Origin of the sequence: Paractinoplanes atraurantiacus (assembly GCF_900215205.1) — a bacterium.
Lineage (GTDB): Bacteria > Actinomycetota > Actinomycetes > Mycobacteriales > Micromonosporaceae > Actinoplanes > Actinoplanes atraurantiacus.
Genome location: NZ_OBDY01000006.1, coordinates 149,174 through 164,311 on the forward strand (window position 1 = coordinate 149,174; position 15,138 = coordinate 164,311).

Sequence of the window (15,138 nt, forward strand, 5' to 3'; positions counted from 1 at the left end):
ATCGATAACCGGATCGTCCCGGCTGCCTTTGAATCGTTTCACGCACAAGCTATGGAGAGAAATGCCGGACATCGCCGCACCCACCGACCTCCGCTTCGACCATCACCCCGGTCCCGTGACCGGCATCGGCTCGGCCTCGCCGCGCCTCTCCTGGCAGGTCGCGGACGCCCCCGACGGTTACGCGCAGACCCGCTACGAGATCGAGATCGAGCGCGACGGCTCGGCCGAGACCTTCGCCATCGCCTCCGGTGACCAGATCCTGGTGCCCTGGCCGGGTGCGCCGCTGAAAGCCCGCGAGCGGGCCGCGGTACGGGTCCGGGCCGGCGACGACGCCTCGTGGAGCGAGTGGAGTGAGCCGAGCACGGTCGAGACCGGCCTGCTGAGCCCGGACGACTGGAGCGCCCGCTTCGTCAGCCCGGCCGAGATCGGCGCCTGGGGATCGCCGGCTCCGCTGCTGACCGGCGTCGTCGACCTCCCGGACGGCGTCGTCCGCGCTCGCCTCTACATCACCGCGCACGGCCTCTACATCGCGAACATCAACGGCAAGCGGGTCGGCGACGAGCAGCTCGCCCCGGGCTGGACCGCCTACCAGCATCGCCTGCGCTACCAGACCCACGACGTCACCGGCCTCCTCACGACCGGGACCAACCGCCTCGAGGTGCTCCTGGGCAACGGCTGGTTCCGCGGCCGCCTCGGATTTCAGGGCAAACATGGTGTGTACGGGGACCGGCTCGCTCTCCTGGCGCAACTGGAGGTCGTCACCGCCGACGGCGCGGTGCACGTGCTCGCCACCGACGGCTCGTGGACCGCGCGGGAGAGCCCGGTGATCGCCGACGACCTGTACGACGGTCAGAGCGTCGACCTGCGCCGCGCGCCCGGCCCGGAGTCGCCGGTCGACGTGGTCGACGCTGACCTGTCGCTGCTGGTCGCCCCGGACGGCCCACCCGTCCGGATCACCCAGGTGGTGCCGGTCGTCGAGATCAGCGCGTCGCCGTCCGGCAAGACGCTGGTCGACTTCGGGCAGAACCTGGTCGGCTGGGTCCGGCTCAAGGTGCGCGGCGGCGCGGCCGGCGGCGAGGTCGTCGTCCGGCACGCCGAGGTGCTCGAGGACGGCGAGCTGGGCGTGCGCCCGCTGCGCACCGCGCGCGCCACCGACTCGTACCTCTGGGAAGGCTCGGAAGAAGTCGTCCTGGAACCGAATCTGACCTTCCACGGATTTCGTTACGCCGAGGTGAGCGGCGTCGACGGGCTGCGCGCGGAGGACGTCGAGGCGGTCGTGGTCGGCTCCGACCTGCGGCGCACGGGCTGGTTCGCGTCGTCGCACGAGCTGCTCGACCGCTTCCACGAGAACGTGGTCTGGGGCATGCGCGGCAACTTCGTCGACGTGCCGACCGACTGCCCGCAGCGCGACGAGCGGCTCGGCTGGACCGGCGACATCCAGGTCTTCTCGCCGACCGCCACCTTCCTGTTCGACACCGCCGGCTTCCTCGGCAACTGGCTGGCCGACCTCGCGGCCGAGCAGCAGAAGGACGGCTCGGTGCCGCACGTGGTGCCGGACGTGATCCGCCAGCCGGGACCGGCCGCGGCGGCCTGGGGCGACGCCGCGACCGTGGTGCCGTGGGTGCTCTACCAGCGCACCGGCGACGCCGGCTTGCTCGAACGGCAGCTGCCGAGCATGCGGGCCTGGGTCGACCGGATCGCCGGTCTGGCCGGGGCCGACCTGCTGTGGAGCGGCGGCTTCCAGTTCGGCGACTGGCTCGACCCGACGGCGCCGCCGGCCGACCCGTTCCGGGCCAAGGCCGACCCGGACGTGGTGGCGACGGCCCACCTGGCCTACTCGGCCTCGCTGGTGGCCAAGGCGGCCCTCGCGGTGGGCGACGGCGAGGTGGCCCGGGAGTACGGGGAACTGGCCGAGCGGGTGCGGGAGGCGTTCGCCCGGGAGTACGTCACCGCGGGCGGCCGGGTGCTCAGCGACGCCCCGACCGCGTACGCGCTGGCCCTGCAATGGACGCTGCTGCCCACCGAGGAGCAGCGCCGGCACGCGGCGGAGCGGCTGGCCGACCTCGTGCGCACGGCCGGATTCCGGATCAGCACCGGCTTCGTCGGGACGCCGCTGATGACCGACGCGCTGGCCGACGCGGGGGAGGTGGACCTGGCCTATCGGCTGCTGCTGCAGACCGGGTGCCCGTCCTGGCTCTACCCGGTGACCATGGGCGCGACCACGGTGTGGGAGCGCTGGGACAGCATGCTGCCGGACGGCTCGATCAACCCGGGCGAGATGACCTCGTTCAACCACTACGCGCTGGGCGCGGTCGCCGACTGGCTGCACCGCCGGGTCGCGGGCCTGGCCCCGGCCCAGCCGGGATATCGCCGCATCGAGGTGCGGCCGCTGCTGAGCCGGCACCTCACGCACGCCTCGGCCAGGCACGTGACGCCGTACGGGGAAGCGTCGGTCTCGTGGGAGCGCGCCGGCGGGACGCTTCGCCTCGACGTGGTCATCCCGGTCGGTGCCCGCGCCGTCGTCACTGTGCCCGGTGCGGGCCACTCCGTCGAAGTCGGTCACGGGAAGCATTCCTGGACGGCTGAGGACCCGTACGCCCAAGAAGCAGGCGCAAGCACCGCGGACCTGACGCTCCGGCAGCTCATGGACCACGAACCCAGCTGGGACAAGGCCCTGGCCGCCGCGCGCGAAGCGGGCGTGGCCGGCGACGAGGCCGTCCTGGCCGACCGGCTCGCGCCGTTCCTCGACGCCCCGGCGAGCGAGTTCGTCGACGCCGCGACCGCACACGGCTTCATCCCGGGCGGGAACGAGCTCGCCGCCCGCCTGCAGAACCTCCTCTCCCCGGAAAACTAAGGAGTATCGATGAAACGCAGCAGGATAGCGCTGTCCGTCCTCGCCTCGGCGACATTGGCGCTCGGCGCGTGCAGCGCCGGCAGCCTCGGCAGCAGCGACGAGGACAGCGGCGGCGGCAAGGTCAGCCTGTCGTTCCTGGTCGACAACGCGCCGGAGACCGTCAAGGCGGCCGAGGGCCTGGCCAAGGACTTCACCGCCAAGAACCCCGACATCACGGTGAAGGTCGAGTCGCGGCCGCAGGGCACCGAGGGCGACAACATCGTCAAGACCCGGCTCTCCACCAGCGACATGACCGACGTCTTCCAGTACAACTCGGGCTCGCTCTTCCAGGCGCTCGCCCCGCAGAAGAACCTCGTGGACCTCACGGGCGAAGCCTTCGTGGGCCGCACCGACGACAACTTCAAGACCACGGTCACGGCCGAGAGCAAGGTGTACGGCGCGCCGTTCGGCAACTTCTTCGCCGGTGGCATCATGTACAACAAGGACGTCTACACCAAGCTCGGCCTCGAAGTGCCGAAGACGTGGGACGCCTTCATGGCCAACAATGCCAAGATCAAGGCCGGCGGCGTCGACCCGGTGATCCAGTCCTACGGCGAGACCTGGACCTCGCAGCTGTTCGTGCTCGGCGACTACTACAACGTCGAGAAGGCCTCGCCCGGCTGGGCCGAGAAATACACCAAAAACCAGGTGAAGTACGCGACGGACCCGGTCGCCCGGGCCGGATTCGACCACCTGCAGCAGGTGCACGACGCGGGCTACGTCAACAAGGACTTCGCCTCGACCAAGCTCACCGACGCTCTGCGCAAGCTGGCCAAGGGTGAGGGCGCGCAGTACCCGATCCTCTCCTCGATGATCACCCAGCTCGTCACCGACAACCCGGGCAGCGAGAACAAGATCGGCCTGTTCGCCATCCCCGGCACCGACGCCGCCAAGAACGGCATCACGGTGTGGGCGCCCTCCGGCGTCTACATCCCGGCCAGCACCACCGGCGACAAGCTGGCCGCCTCCAAGAAGTTCCTCGACTTCATCGCCAGCCCCGAGGGCTGCACCTCGTTCGGCAACGCCAGCCAGCCGTCCGGCGCCTGGGCGGTCAAGGGCTGCACCCTGCCCGACTCGGTGCCCCAGGCCGTCAAGGATCTGCAGGCCTACGTCGACCAGCAGGCCTCCGGCCTGGCCCTGGAGTTCCTGTCCCCGGTCAAGGGCCCGGCCCTGGAGCAGATCTGCGTCGAGGTCGGCTCCGGCATCCGCAAGGCCGAGCCCGGCGCCAAGCTCTACGACGAGGACGTCAAGAAGCAGGCGCAACAGCTCGGGCTCGAGGGCTGGTAGGCCGCTTTGACCGCGATCGTTGAGAAGTCGTCCGCCCGGTCGCGCACCCGCGCGGCCGGGCCGGCCGGCGGCAAGCGGGCCAAGAGCCCGTACCCGCACTGGTTCTACCTGCCGGCGGCCATCGTCTACGGCGTGCTGTTCGTCATCCCGACGGTGACGTCGTTCTACTTCAGCCTGACGCGCTGGAACATGTTCAGCTCGAAGTTCATCGGCTTCGAGAACTACGTGACCTTCTTCAAGGAGCCGGCGCTCGTCTCCGGCCTCACCCACACGATCATCTACGCGGTGGTCACGTCCGGCCTGAAGGTAGTGCTCGGCCTGGGCCTGGCGGTCCTGCTGACCTCGCAGATCATCGGCCGGGGCTACCTGCGCTCGGTGGTGTTCTTCCCGGTGCTGGTCTCGACGATCGGTGTGGGGCTCACCTTCACGATCCTGATGGACCCCGAGGACGGCCTGATCAACCAGTCGCTCGCGCTGATCGGGATCCAGGGCCCGGGCTGGCTCACCGACCCGTCGTACGCGCTGCTGTCGGTCGCCCTGGTCGACGTGTGGAAGGGCGTCGGCCTGGCCACGCTGATCTACATCGCCGGCATCGTGTCGATCCCGCAGGAGTATTTCGAGGCGGCCCGCGTCGACGGCGCCTCGGCCTGGCAGAACTTCCGCAGCATCGTGCTGCCGCTGGCCCGCCCGGCGACCTTCACGGTGATCCTGCTGTCGCTGATCGGCGGCCTGCGCTCGTTCGACCTGATCTGGGCGATGACCCGGGGCGGGCCGGGCTTCACCTCCGACGTCATCGCGTCGGTGATCTACAAGCAGTACCAGGCGGGCTTCTACGGCCTGTCGACGGCGGGCAACGTGGTGCTGTTCCTGCTGGTCACGGCCATCATCTTCCCGTTGTCACGCTTCCTGAACTCCAAGGAGGTGGACCTGTGACCTCTCGCCGTCCCCACCTTTTCATGAGCGTCGCGGCCATCCTGCTCTCGGTCGTGGTGTTCCTGGTGCCCTTCGCGTTCATCCTGCTCACGGCGGTGAAGTCGCGGCAGCAGGCGTCCCTGTTGGACTTCTCATGGCCGACGCGGTTCCAGCTCGTGCAGAACTTCGTCGACGTCGTGCAGGCCCGCGACTACATGCTGATCATCGCCTTCATCAACAGCACGATCCTGACCGTGGCCAGCGTGTCGATCCTGGTGGTGCTGGCGGCGATGGTGGCCTTTGCCCTGCAGCGCCGGCGCACCCGCTGGACCGGCCTGATCAACTTCCTGGTGCTGTCCGGCCTGATCATTCCGCCGGCCGTGGTGCCGACGATCTGGGTGCTTCAGAAACTGGGGCTTTTCCGTACGATGCCCGGGCTGATCCTGGTCGAGGTGGCGTTCGGCCTGTCGTTCTGCATTCTGCTGTTCCGGGCGTTCATCGCGACGATCCCGCGCGAGCTGGACGAGGCGGCGATCATCGACGGGGCCGGGCCGCTGCGGTTGTTCTTCCGGGTGATCCTGCCGCTGCTGCGGTCGGTCATCATCACGGTCGTGGTGGTGCAGTCGGTGACGGTCTTCAACGACTTCGTCAATCCGCTGTACTTCCTGCCGGGCGATCAGAACGCGACGGTGCAGCTCACGTTGTACAACTTCTCGAGTCAATATTCGACCCAGTACAACCTGCTGTTCATGGACATCCTGCTGATCACGATTCCGCCGCTGCTGATGTTCCTGTTCTTCAACAAGCGCATCGTGGCCGGCATGACGGCGGGGGCCATCAAGGGCTGAGACGGTATCGCTTCGCACGTCGCGCCGGGTCCTTTGTGGCCCGGCGCCGTGCGTTATTCGATTGATCATCCATCGGCGCTCTTTTTAAAGTTCCCTGTGTTGAGGGGAGCCGACGTGAGCGACGTACTTGTCATCAATGCGGATCTGGGCCCTCTGCACCGGGTCAGCCTGCGGCACGCCGTCCGCATGCTGGTCCGGCAGGTGGCCGAGGTTCACGAGTCTGAACCGGACGCGGTGATCGGCGTCTGGCCGATGCCGACGGTGGTGCGCCTCGTCTCGTACGTGGTCACGCGCTGGCGCCACAGCCGCGGCCCGTCCTGGTCCCGCGCCGGCGTCCTGACCCGCGACGGCCGCCGCTGCGCGTACTGCGGCCGCGCCGCCTCGACGATCGACCACGTGCTGCCCCGCTCGCGCGGCGGCCTGAACACGTGGGTCAACACCGTGGCCGCCTGCGGCAGCTGCAACCAGCGCAAGAGCGACCGTACTCCGGCCGAGGCCCGCATGCCCCTGCGGGTGACGCCGGCGGCCCCGGCCTGGGCGGCTTTCGTCTGATGCCGTTCCCGCGTTCGGCTCCCGCTGATCAGGGGGTCTCGTCCCGTTCGATCGGCGCGTTGCTCGACTGGTTCGAGCAGCGCGCCGTCGAGGGGCACTCCCTCATGGTCGTCCGCCACGGCCACGTCGTCGCCGAGGGCTGGTGGGCGCCGTACTCGGCCGAGCGCCCGACCCTGCTCTACTCGGTGACCAAGTCGTTCACCTCGATGGCGGTGGGACTCGTGATCGCGGACGGCCTGCTGTCCCTCGACGACAGGGTGGTCGACGTGCTGCCCGACCACGTGCCGGACGACATCTCGGAACGGGCCCGCCGCGTCACCGTGCACGACCTGCTGTCGATGACGGCCGGCCATGGCGAGGACAGTCTGGCCGAGGCGTGGGAGCTGTCGCCGGGCGACCTGGTCGCCGGCTTCCTGCGGGTGCCGTTCGGCCACGACGGTTTCGCCTATGACAACGCGACGACATTCGTGCTGGCCCGGATGGTCGAGCGGGTCAGCGGCCGTGATCTGCGGGAGCTGCTCGACGAGCGGCTGTTGCGCCCGATGGGCATCGAGCACGCCGAGTGGGACCGGGTGGCCAGCGGGAAGGCGTTCGGCTTCCACGGCCTGCATTTGACGACCGAGGCGGTGGCCGCCTTCGGCGAGTTGCTGCTGCGCGGCGGCCGATGGGGCGACCGGCAGCTGATCCCGGGGGAGTGGGTGGAACGGGCCACCCGGCCGCACTCGGTCCGCGTGCCGCTGGAGGACGATTCCGCCAGCGGCTACGGCTACCAGATCTGGATCGGCGAGCACGGCTTCTACGCCGACGGCGCCTTCGGCCAGCATTGTGTGGTCTTCCCTTCGCTCGACCTCGTGGTGGTCGTGACCAGCCACAGCCCCGAGCCGTGGACCACGCCGAACGCGATCTGGGACTGCCTGGCCCCCGGCATCGACCACCCGGACACCCCACAGGACGACGCGCTCCTGGCCGCCCGCCTCCGAACACTGTCCTTCCCGCTGGTGGAAGGCGCGGCCCGTGCCGCTTCGAGCCCGGCGCGCGCCGCTTCGAGCCCGGCTCGCGCTGTTCCGAGCCCGGCTCGCGCTGTTCCGAGCCCGGCGCGCGCGGCTTCGAGCCCCGCTCGCGCCGCTTCGACCCCGGCCCGCGCCGCTTCGAGCCCGGCTCGCGCTGTTCCGAGCCCGGCCCGTGCCGCTCCCAGCCCGGCTGTCGTCGCCGCCCCGGACTCGGCGCTGCCCGAGGGCTCCACTGTGCGAGTCGAGCCGGTCGGCGGGGGATGGCGACTGCATCTCGAGTCGATCGGCGCCGTCGAGGTCGGTCACGGCGCGTGGCGGGAGAGCGCGCCGCTGGGCCGCCCGGTCGTGGCGTCGGGCGCGTGGCAGGGCGACACGTTCGTCGCCCACCTCTTCGTCATCACCACCCCGCACTGGGTACGCCTGGTGATCGACGGCGACAAGGCCACCGCGATCTGGAGCGTCGTACCCCTGACCAAGCCCGATCTGGCCCTGCACTTGCGGTCGCCGCTGATGACGCGGCCCGACGTGGCCTAGGTCCGTCTCAGGAAACCGCCAGCGGAGTCACAGTTGGTGCTCGACTTCACCACGTACCGTTGATGGTCACCAGGCAGGGAGGCTGGAACCGATGAGCGGTGGATTCAAGAGGTTTGTGCTTTCGATGGTCGCTTCGAAACTGCAGAAGCGCAGCCACGGAGGCGGCCACAACGCGGTTGTCGACGGCATGCTGCGCGAAGTGAACCACCGAATCGCCCGCAGCCAGGGCCACCACGGCGCCTACGGCCACCCGGGCCCGTATGGGCAGCACCCCGGCGCGTATGGCCACCCAGGCGCTTACGGGCACCCGGGCGCGTACGGACATCCGGGCGCCTACCCCGGCGGCTACGGCCACCACGGCCATTACCGCCAGGCCCCCGGCTACCACGGCCACTACCGTCATCACGGCCATTACCGGCACCACGGCCACTACCGCCGTCGCCGCTGGTTCTGACCCGCCGCCGGTTTCAGTCACCGCTGCCTTCACAAGTCCAGCAGCTGGACGGTGACGGCAGCGGTGTCGCCGGGCTCGAGGTGCTGGGCCTTACGGATGGCGCGCTTGATCGGCAGGACGAAGGCGCCATCACTGCCCGGGAAGATCGAGGTCTGCCACGTGCTGCTGCCCACCGAGGCCCGCACGCGCAGCGAACCGAACCCCCGCCGGATGCCCTCGGTCAGATGGCGGATGTCCTCGGACGCCTCCATCGGCAGGGTCACAAAGGTCCAGCTCTCACCCTTGCGAGCGTCCCAGATCCACAGCTCGTTCTCGAAGTCGACCCTCACGCCCCGCAGCATGGCACGGGGGTATGACACTTTCACTCGACGCGGTACTGCTTCACCAGCCCGGCCAGGACGGCGCGGGTCCGGTGCAGGTCTTCGATCTGCGACTCGACCCGTTCGAGCTCGGACGTCAGGCGTGCGGCCAGCCATGGCGTACGGATGGCCTCGTCGTTGATGCAGGGCAGGACATCCTGGATGGTGGCGCTGTTCAGACCGGCCGACAGCAGCGACTGGATCAGGCGTACCCGTTCGACCGCCGTCTCCGGATAGTGCCGCTGCCCGCCCGCGCTCCGCGAACTGGTCAGCAGCCCCTGCTCCTCGTAGTAGCGCAGGGATCGGGGGCTGGCTCCGGTCGTGGCCGACAGATCTCCGATGCGCATCACAGAAACTCCTCTTGACCCTCACACGGATGTCAAGTTTTACCGTGGCTCCATGATGACCACAAGCGCCCTGAGCGAGCCGGTCGCGCTGGCCGGCATGTCGTTGAGCAGTCAGTTCGTGATGGCGCCGATGACGCGCTCGCAGTCGCCGGGTGGAACGCCCACGCCGCGCACGGCCGCCTACTACCGCCGCCGCGCCGAGAACGGCGTCGGCCTCATCATCACCGAGGGCGTGCTGATCGACCACCCGTCGGCAGGGCACGAGACGGACGTCCCCCGCATGCGCGAGGCGGCCTGGCGCCTGGTCACCGACGAGGTGCACGCGGCCGGCGGCCGGATCGCCGCCCAGCTCTGGCATCTCGGCAGCCAGCGGGAGCCCGTCGACGGCGTACGGGCCTGGACGCCCTCCGCCGTTCCCGAGGCCGGGCGGCCCGGCACTCACGCCATGTCCGGCCGGGACTTCCCGGTGCTCCTGGACGCGTACGCCCGAGCCGCTCGTGCCGCCGTGCGAGCCGGCTTCGACGCCGTCGAGATCCACGCGGCCCACGGCTACCTGCTCGACGAGTTCCTGTGGCCTTTCACGAACCGCCGGGCCGACCGCTTCGGCGCCGACCGGGCCGCCTTCCCGGCCGAGGTGATCCGCGCCGTCCGCGCCGAGATCCCGGCGTCGATGCCGCTGATCGTGCGGTTCTCGCAGTTCAAGGAGCGCGACTATGCCGCTCGGATCGCGGAGACGCCGGCGGAGCTCGGCGCGATCCTCGTCTCGTTCGCGGCCGCCGGGGCCGACGTGCTGCACGCTTCCCAGCGGCGTTTCTGGGAGCCGGCCTTCGACGGCAGCCCGCTCAACCTGGCCGGCTGGGCCAAGCGGCTCACCGGCCTGCCGTCGATCACGGTCGGCTCGGTCGGCCTGACGCGGGACTTCGTCGGCTCGTCGCGGATGACCGAGCTGCTCGACCGCCGCCGCCGGGGCGAGTACGACCTGATCGCCCTCGGCCGGGTGCTGCTGGGCAACCCGGCCTGGGTGCGCCTGGCCGGCGAGGGCCGGCTCGACGAGATCAACGATTACCGGAAGGCGGACGAGGATCGTTATTGGTGAGCAACAGGATTGGTGATTCGCCAGCGAACGTGAGCGCCAGTTGATGAAATGTGTTGCATGTCCGAGTTCTCTGCGGAGCGTGCGGCCCTGCGTGCCTGGCGTGACGGCCTGGTCAATCTCGACGCCGGAAACCGGCTGCTGAACTTCAAGCGGTCCGAGACCGGCACGGTCGACGTCCAGGGCCCGCCGGCCGGCGACGTGGTGCGCGCGATCCGCGACGGCCGGGAGTACGGCTTCCTCGCCTTCGGCGCCAAGCCCGAGGCCGGTGGCCTGTTCAAGACGGAGCTCACCGCCTCCGCGCTCGGCGGCCAGCTGCGCCGCCTGCTGCGCAAGTCGCGGCAGGACTTCCTCGACCGCGGCGTGCCGGTGCTGCATCTCGCCGCCGGCATGCTGCGCTGGCGCGACGAGGAGGACGTCGTCTTCACCAGCCCGGTCCTGCTCCTTCCGGTCGAGCTGACCGCGCTGGGCCCCGGCGACGTCCCCCGCCTGCGGTCCACCGGCGACGACCCCGTGGTCAACCCCGCTCTTTCCGTACGCCTGCGCCGGCTCGGCGTCGACATGCCCGCCGCGGGGAGCCTGGCCGAGCTGGACGTGCCGGCCTATCTGGCCCGGCTCCGCGAGGCGATCGGCGGGCGCGACTGGCACGCCGACGAGACGGTCCTGCTGTCCACCTTCTCCTTCCACAAGGAGGCGATGTACCGCGACCTGCTCGACAACGAGGAGCGCATCGCCGCCCACCCGCTGATCCGCGCGCTCGCCGGCGGCGAGCCCGGCGGCGGGTTCGACCCGATCCCCACCGCCGACATCGACCGTCTCGCCCCGCCGGAGGACATGCCGCTGGTGCTCGACGCGGACGCCTCCCAGCGGTCCTGCGTCGCCGCCGCGGTCGCCGGCCACAGCTTCGTGCTCGACGGGCCGCCCGGCACCGGCAAGTCGCAGACGATCGCCAACATGATCGGCTGCCTTCTGCACGCGGGCAAGCGTGTCCTGTTCGTCTCGGAGAAGGCGGCCGCGCTGGAGGTGGTGCACTCCCGGCTGGCGAGCGCCGGCCTGGACGGATACCTGCTCGAGCTGCACAGTCACAAGGCGACCCGCAAGGAGGTGGCCCGCGAGCTCGCCGCGGCACTCGACGACCAGCCGGTGCCCGGTGCCGGCAGTTCCTCCGATCGCTCCGCCGACCCTTCCGGCGTCCGCGTCCGCTCCGGCGTCCGCTCCGTCGACCGCGAGCAGCTTCGCGACCGGCGGGAGCGCCTCAGCGCCTACGCCGTCGCCATGAACGAGGTGCGTCAGCCGCTGGGCCGGAGCCTTTACGAGGTACTCGGCTCGCTGGGGCCGGCCGAGGTCCCGCTGCCGGACGTCTCGGTCAACTCGCTGACGCCCGAGTCGCTCGAGCGGGTGGGCGAGGCCGCCGACGAGCTCGCCCGCTGCTGGCGGCCGATCGCCGGCGACTTCCTGTGGCGGGACGTGATCGAGCGGGAGCCCCTCGACGACCGCCTCCGCCGCGCCCGCGCCGCCCTGCGGGCGCTGGCCGAGGTCGCCGGCCGCAACGGGGCCGCCGCCGAGGCGTTCAGCGTCACCCGACCCTCCCAGGCCGGCAATCTTGCCGCCCTCGTCACCCATGCCGCTCGCCGCCCCGATGGCGTGCCCGGCGAGTGGCTCACCACGGCCACCTTGGAGCCGGTCGGCCGCTCGGCCGAGCGCCGCAGCCGTGACCTGACCGCCGTCCGGCAGGCACGGGTGGCCGTCCGCTCCGCGGCCGGTGTCGAGTGGCACGAGCTGCCCGATGTCGCGCCACCGGCCCTGGAGCCGCGCACGCTCACCGCGGACGCCGCCGAGGAGGCCGCCCACCGGCACCTCGAGGACGCCGACATGCTCGACGAGGTGCTGCACGACGCCGGCCCGATCGCGTCGCGGCTCGGCCTGCCGCCGATCGTCACCTTCGCCGACCTGGCACGGCTCGCCGCGATCGCCGACCTCGCGTCGCGACCGAACCGGCCGGAGCCGTTCTGGTTCGGCGCCGGCGTGCTGGCCACGGTGTCGGCCGCCGCCACCGCGCTGCGCCGCTCCGCCGAGGCGGTGGCCGCGGCCGAGGCGCAGGCCCGGCGGTATTTCCACGAGTCGATCGTCGAGCAACCGGTGGAGCAACTCTCCGACCGGCTCACCAATGTGCACCGCGGCCTGCGGAAGCTGTTCCGGGCGTACCGCCGGGACTGGGAGGCCGTGGCCGCCTTCGCCCAGCCGGCGATGGCCCCGGCCGAGGCGGTCGCCCATCTCGGCACGGCCGTGGCCTGGAAGGTGGCGCTGCGTGAGCAGGCCGCCGCCGAGCGGCAGTACGCGCCCCTGCTGGGCCGTTACTGGCGGCGCCAGGCCACCGACTTCAACGCCATCCACGAGGCGGTGCAGGTGGCCGGGGAGGTGCTGCGGCTCTCGCCGCCGGAGGCCGTGCCCCAGGTCGCCGACCAGGTGGGCAAGTCGGTCCCGGGGATGGCGCGGATCGCCGCGCAGGCGCGCCGGGTCCGCGAGCCCCAGGCCGAGACGATCCGCGAGGAGATCACCGCGCTGCGCGCCCAGGTGGAGCCGCTGAAGGCCGCCGCGACGGCGCTGCGTGCCTACAGCCGGGCCTGCGAGCGGGACGTCGACCTGGCCGAGGCGCTGCGGCTCGCCCGGCTGCGCAAGGCCGTCGTGGAGGCGGAGGAACAGCTCGCGTCGCGCGCGGACGAGGACGACACCCTGGCTGGGCTGGGCGAGGGCCTGGACGAGGCGATCGGCTGGGCGGCGGCCGCCCGGCGGCTCGCCACGGGCACGGACCGGCCGCTGACCGAGCAACAGGCGGCGGCCCTGAGCGCCTGCGAGGCCGCGGGCACGCTGGCCGAACGGGCCGGCGCCTGGCAGCAGGCGCGCGACGGCGTCATCGCCGCGTTCGCACCCGGTCGGCACGAGGAGATCAGTGCGGCGCTGGACGCGTACACCAGCAGCTTCCTGGACGACCTGATCGCCGACCGCGCCGGACAGGAGGAGTGGTTCGGCCACCTCGCGGCCCGGCGGGCGCTCGCCGCGCACGGGATGGACGCGGCCGTCGGCTCCTGCGCCGAGCAACGGGTTCCGCCCGAGCACCTCCGGGGAGTGCTCGACCGGGCGCTGCTCGCGGCGTGGGCCGACGCGGTGATCCGCTCCGACCGGCGCCTGCACCCGGGCGGCTCGGCCGAGCGGGACCGCCTGGTCGAGGAGTTCCGCCGGATGGACGCGGCGCTGGCCGGCGCCGCCCCGGCGGCGATCGCGACTGTCCTCAGTGAGCGGAAGGCGGCCGGGCTCCTGCCGGAGGACGTCGCCCTGCTGCGCCGCGAAGGCATGAAGGAGACCCGGCACCTGGCCGTGCGTGAGCTGATCGGGCGGGCGCGGGACACCGTGCTCGCCGTCAAGCCCTGCTTCCTCATGTCGCCGCTCGCGGTCAGCCAGTTCCTCCCGTCCGACCTGAGCTTCGACGTGGTCGTCTTCGACGAGGCCTCGCAGATCACACCCGGCGACGCCGTGAACTGCGTCTACCGCGCGTCGGCCATGATCGTGGCGGGCGACGACAAGCAGCTGCCGCCGACGTCCTTCTTCGCGGTCTCGTCCGCCTCCGACCCCTCGGCCCAATCCGACCTCGTCGACCCGTCCGACCCCTCCGACCCGTCTGACCCCGAGAGCGAGGACGAGCCGTCGGAGGACGCGGCGACGGACGTCAACGACTTCCAGTCGGTGCTGGAACTGGCCAAGGCCTGCGGCGCCTTCCGTACGCTTGCGCTCGCGTGGCACTACCGCAGCCGGCACGAGGCGCTGATCGCGTTCGCCAACCACGCGTTCTACCAGGCGCGGCTCATCACGTTCCCGTGCGCGAACGCCTCCGACCCGGAGGCCGGCGTGGAGCTGATCCTGGCCGGTGGCGTCTACCGCCGGGGCACGACCAGGGACAACCCGGTCGAGGCGGAGCGGGTCGCCGAGCGGATCGTGCACAGCCTCACCACCCGGCCCGAGGAGTCGCTCGGCGTGGTCACCTTCTCGGTCGCCCAGGCCGAGGCGATCGAGGCGGCCCTTGACCGCGCGGTCGCCAAGCACCCGGGACTGGAGCGCTTCCTCGACGGCGACCGGCTCAACGGCCTGTTCGTCAAGAGCCTGGAGTCGGTGCAGGGCGACGAACGCGACGTCATGATCTTCTCGATCGGATACGCCCACGACGAGGAGGGGAAGATCAGCACGAACTTCGGCGCGCTCAACCAGCGCAACGGCGTGCGCCGGCTCAACGTGGCGATCACCCGGGCCCGGCGGCGCGTGGAGATCGTCTCCTCGATCCGGTCGCGGGACATCCCGGCGTCGGCCAACGCGGGCGTACGGCATCTGTCCGCCTATCTGGAGTACGCGGAGCGCGGCCTGGCGCCGTCGCCGCTCCCGTCCGCCGTCGACCCGATGGCCGAGGAGATCGCCGCGGTGGTGGAGTCGTGGGGATATCGGGTGCGGTCGTCGGTCGGCGCCGACCGATTCCGCGTCGAGGTCGGCGTGCGGCACCCGGCGCACGACGGCGAGGTGTACGCGCTCGGCATCCAATGTGACGGCCCCCGATACGCCTCGATCGCCGCGGCGCGCGACCGCGACCGGATCAGCGCCGAGATCCTGGCCGGACTCGGCTGGCGTCTGCACCGGATCTGGGGAACCGCGTGGCACCGCGACCGTCCGGGAGAGGAAGCGCGCCTGCGTGCTGCCATCGAGGAGGCCGTGGGCGCGCTCCCGGCGTCGTCCGGCCAGTCGTACCGAAGGGTGGATCTTGTACGTCTTCAACCCGTCTCCTGACCGATTGCCGTATTGACTCGTT

The 15,138-nt window shown here is 71.1% G+C and carries 11 protein-coding genes; 9 read left to right on the top strand and 2 right to left on the bottom strand.

Annotation, left to right across the window (positions count from 1 at the left end):
• The first annotated feature begins 61 nt into the window (after positions 1–61).
• The 7 genes from CRP55_RS16595 (at position 62) to CRP55_RS16625 (ending at position 8,490) form a co-directional block, all read left to right on the top strand.
• Positions 62–2,854, top strand: coding sequence for a family 78 glycoside hydrolase catalytic domain (locus tag CRP55_RS16595; protein ID WP_097320964.1), 2,793 nt, complete (start codon positions 62–64; stop codon positions 2,852–2,854).
• 9 nt (positions 2,855–2,863) lie between these two features.
• On the top strand, positions 2,864–4,180 hold the full coding sequence (locus CRP55_RS16600) for an ABC transporter substrate-binding protein (RefSeq protein WP_097320965.1): 1,317 nt from the start codon (positions 2,864–2,866) through the stop codon (positions 4,178–4,180).
• Between the two features lie 6 nt (positions 4,181–4,186).
• A complete protein-coding gene (locus CRP55_RS16605; RefSeq protein WP_245923046.1) occupies positions 4,187–5,113 on the top strand; it encodes a carbohydrate ABC transporter permease in 927 nt (308 codons plus the stop codon).
• The gene (locus CRP55_RS16610; RefSeq protein WP_245923048.1) at positions 5,110–5,940 is read left to right on the top strand and encodes a carbohydrate ABC transporter permease; all 831 of its coding nucleotides are present in this window, start codon (positions 5,110–5,112) and stop codon (positions 5,938–5,940) included. Before CRP55_RS16605 ends, CRP55_RS16610 begins: the two co-directional genes overlap by 4 nt.
• A gap of 114 nt (positions 5,941–6,054) precedes the next feature.
• Positions 6,055–6,492 (top strand): HNH endonuclease, encoded by a 438-nt coding sequence (locus tag CRP55_RS16615; RefSeq protein ID WP_097320967.1) that lies wholly within the window; start codon positions 6,055–6,057, stop codon positions 6,490–6,492.
• A gap of 59 nt (positions 6,493–6,551) precedes the next feature.
• Complete coding sequence (locus tag CRP55_RS16620) at positions 6,552–8,036, top strand: serine hydrolase domain-containing protein (RefSeq protein WP_245923050.1); 1,485 nt, start codon at positions 6,552–6,554, stop codon at positions 8,034–8,036.
• A gap of 124 nt (positions 8,037–8,160) precedes the next feature.
• Positions 8,161–8,490: a hypothetical protein gene (locus CRP55_RS16625; RefSeq protein ID WP_097320969.1), complete on the top strand. Its 330-nt coding sequence runs from the start codon at positions 8,161–8,163 to the stop codon at positions 8,488–8,490.
• A 29-nt stretch (positions 8,491–8,519) separates the two neighbouring features.
• On the opposite strand, the gene CRP55_RS16630 is transcribed toward CRP55_RS16625, so the two are convergent.
• Together CRP55_RS16630 and CRP55_RS16635 are read right to left on the bottom strand one after the other, a co-directional pair.
• On the bottom strand, positions 8,520–8,831 hold the full coding sequence (locus CRP55_RS16630) for a DUF1905 domain-containing protein (protein ID WP_438865798.1): 312 nt from the start codon (positions 8,829–8,831) through the stop codon (positions 8,520–8,522).
• A 20-nt stretch (positions 8,832–8,851) separates the two neighbouring features.
• A complete protein-coding gene (locus CRP55_RS16635) occupies positions 8,852–9,196 on the bottom strand; it encodes a MerR family transcriptional regulator (protein ID WP_097320970.1) in 345 nt (114 codons plus the stop codon).
• 52 nt (positions 9,197–9,248) lie between these two features.
• On the opposite strand from CRP55_RS16635, the gene CRP55_RS16640 reads away from it, so the two are divergent.
• The gene (locus CRP55_RS16640) at positions 9,249–10,292 is read left to right on the top strand and encodes an oxidoreductase (protein ID WP_097320971.1); all 1,044 of its coding nucleotides are present in this window, start codon (positions 9,249–9,251) and stop codon (positions 10,290–10,292) included.
• Positions 10,293–10,349: 57 nt separating this feature from the next.
• Positions 10,350–15,116, top strand: coding sequence for a PDDEXK-like endonuclease domain-containing protein (locus CRP55_RS16645; protein WP_245923051.1), 4,767 nt, complete (start codon positions 10,350–10,352; stop codon positions 15,114–15,116).
• Positions 15,117–15,138: the final 22 nt, after the last annotated feature.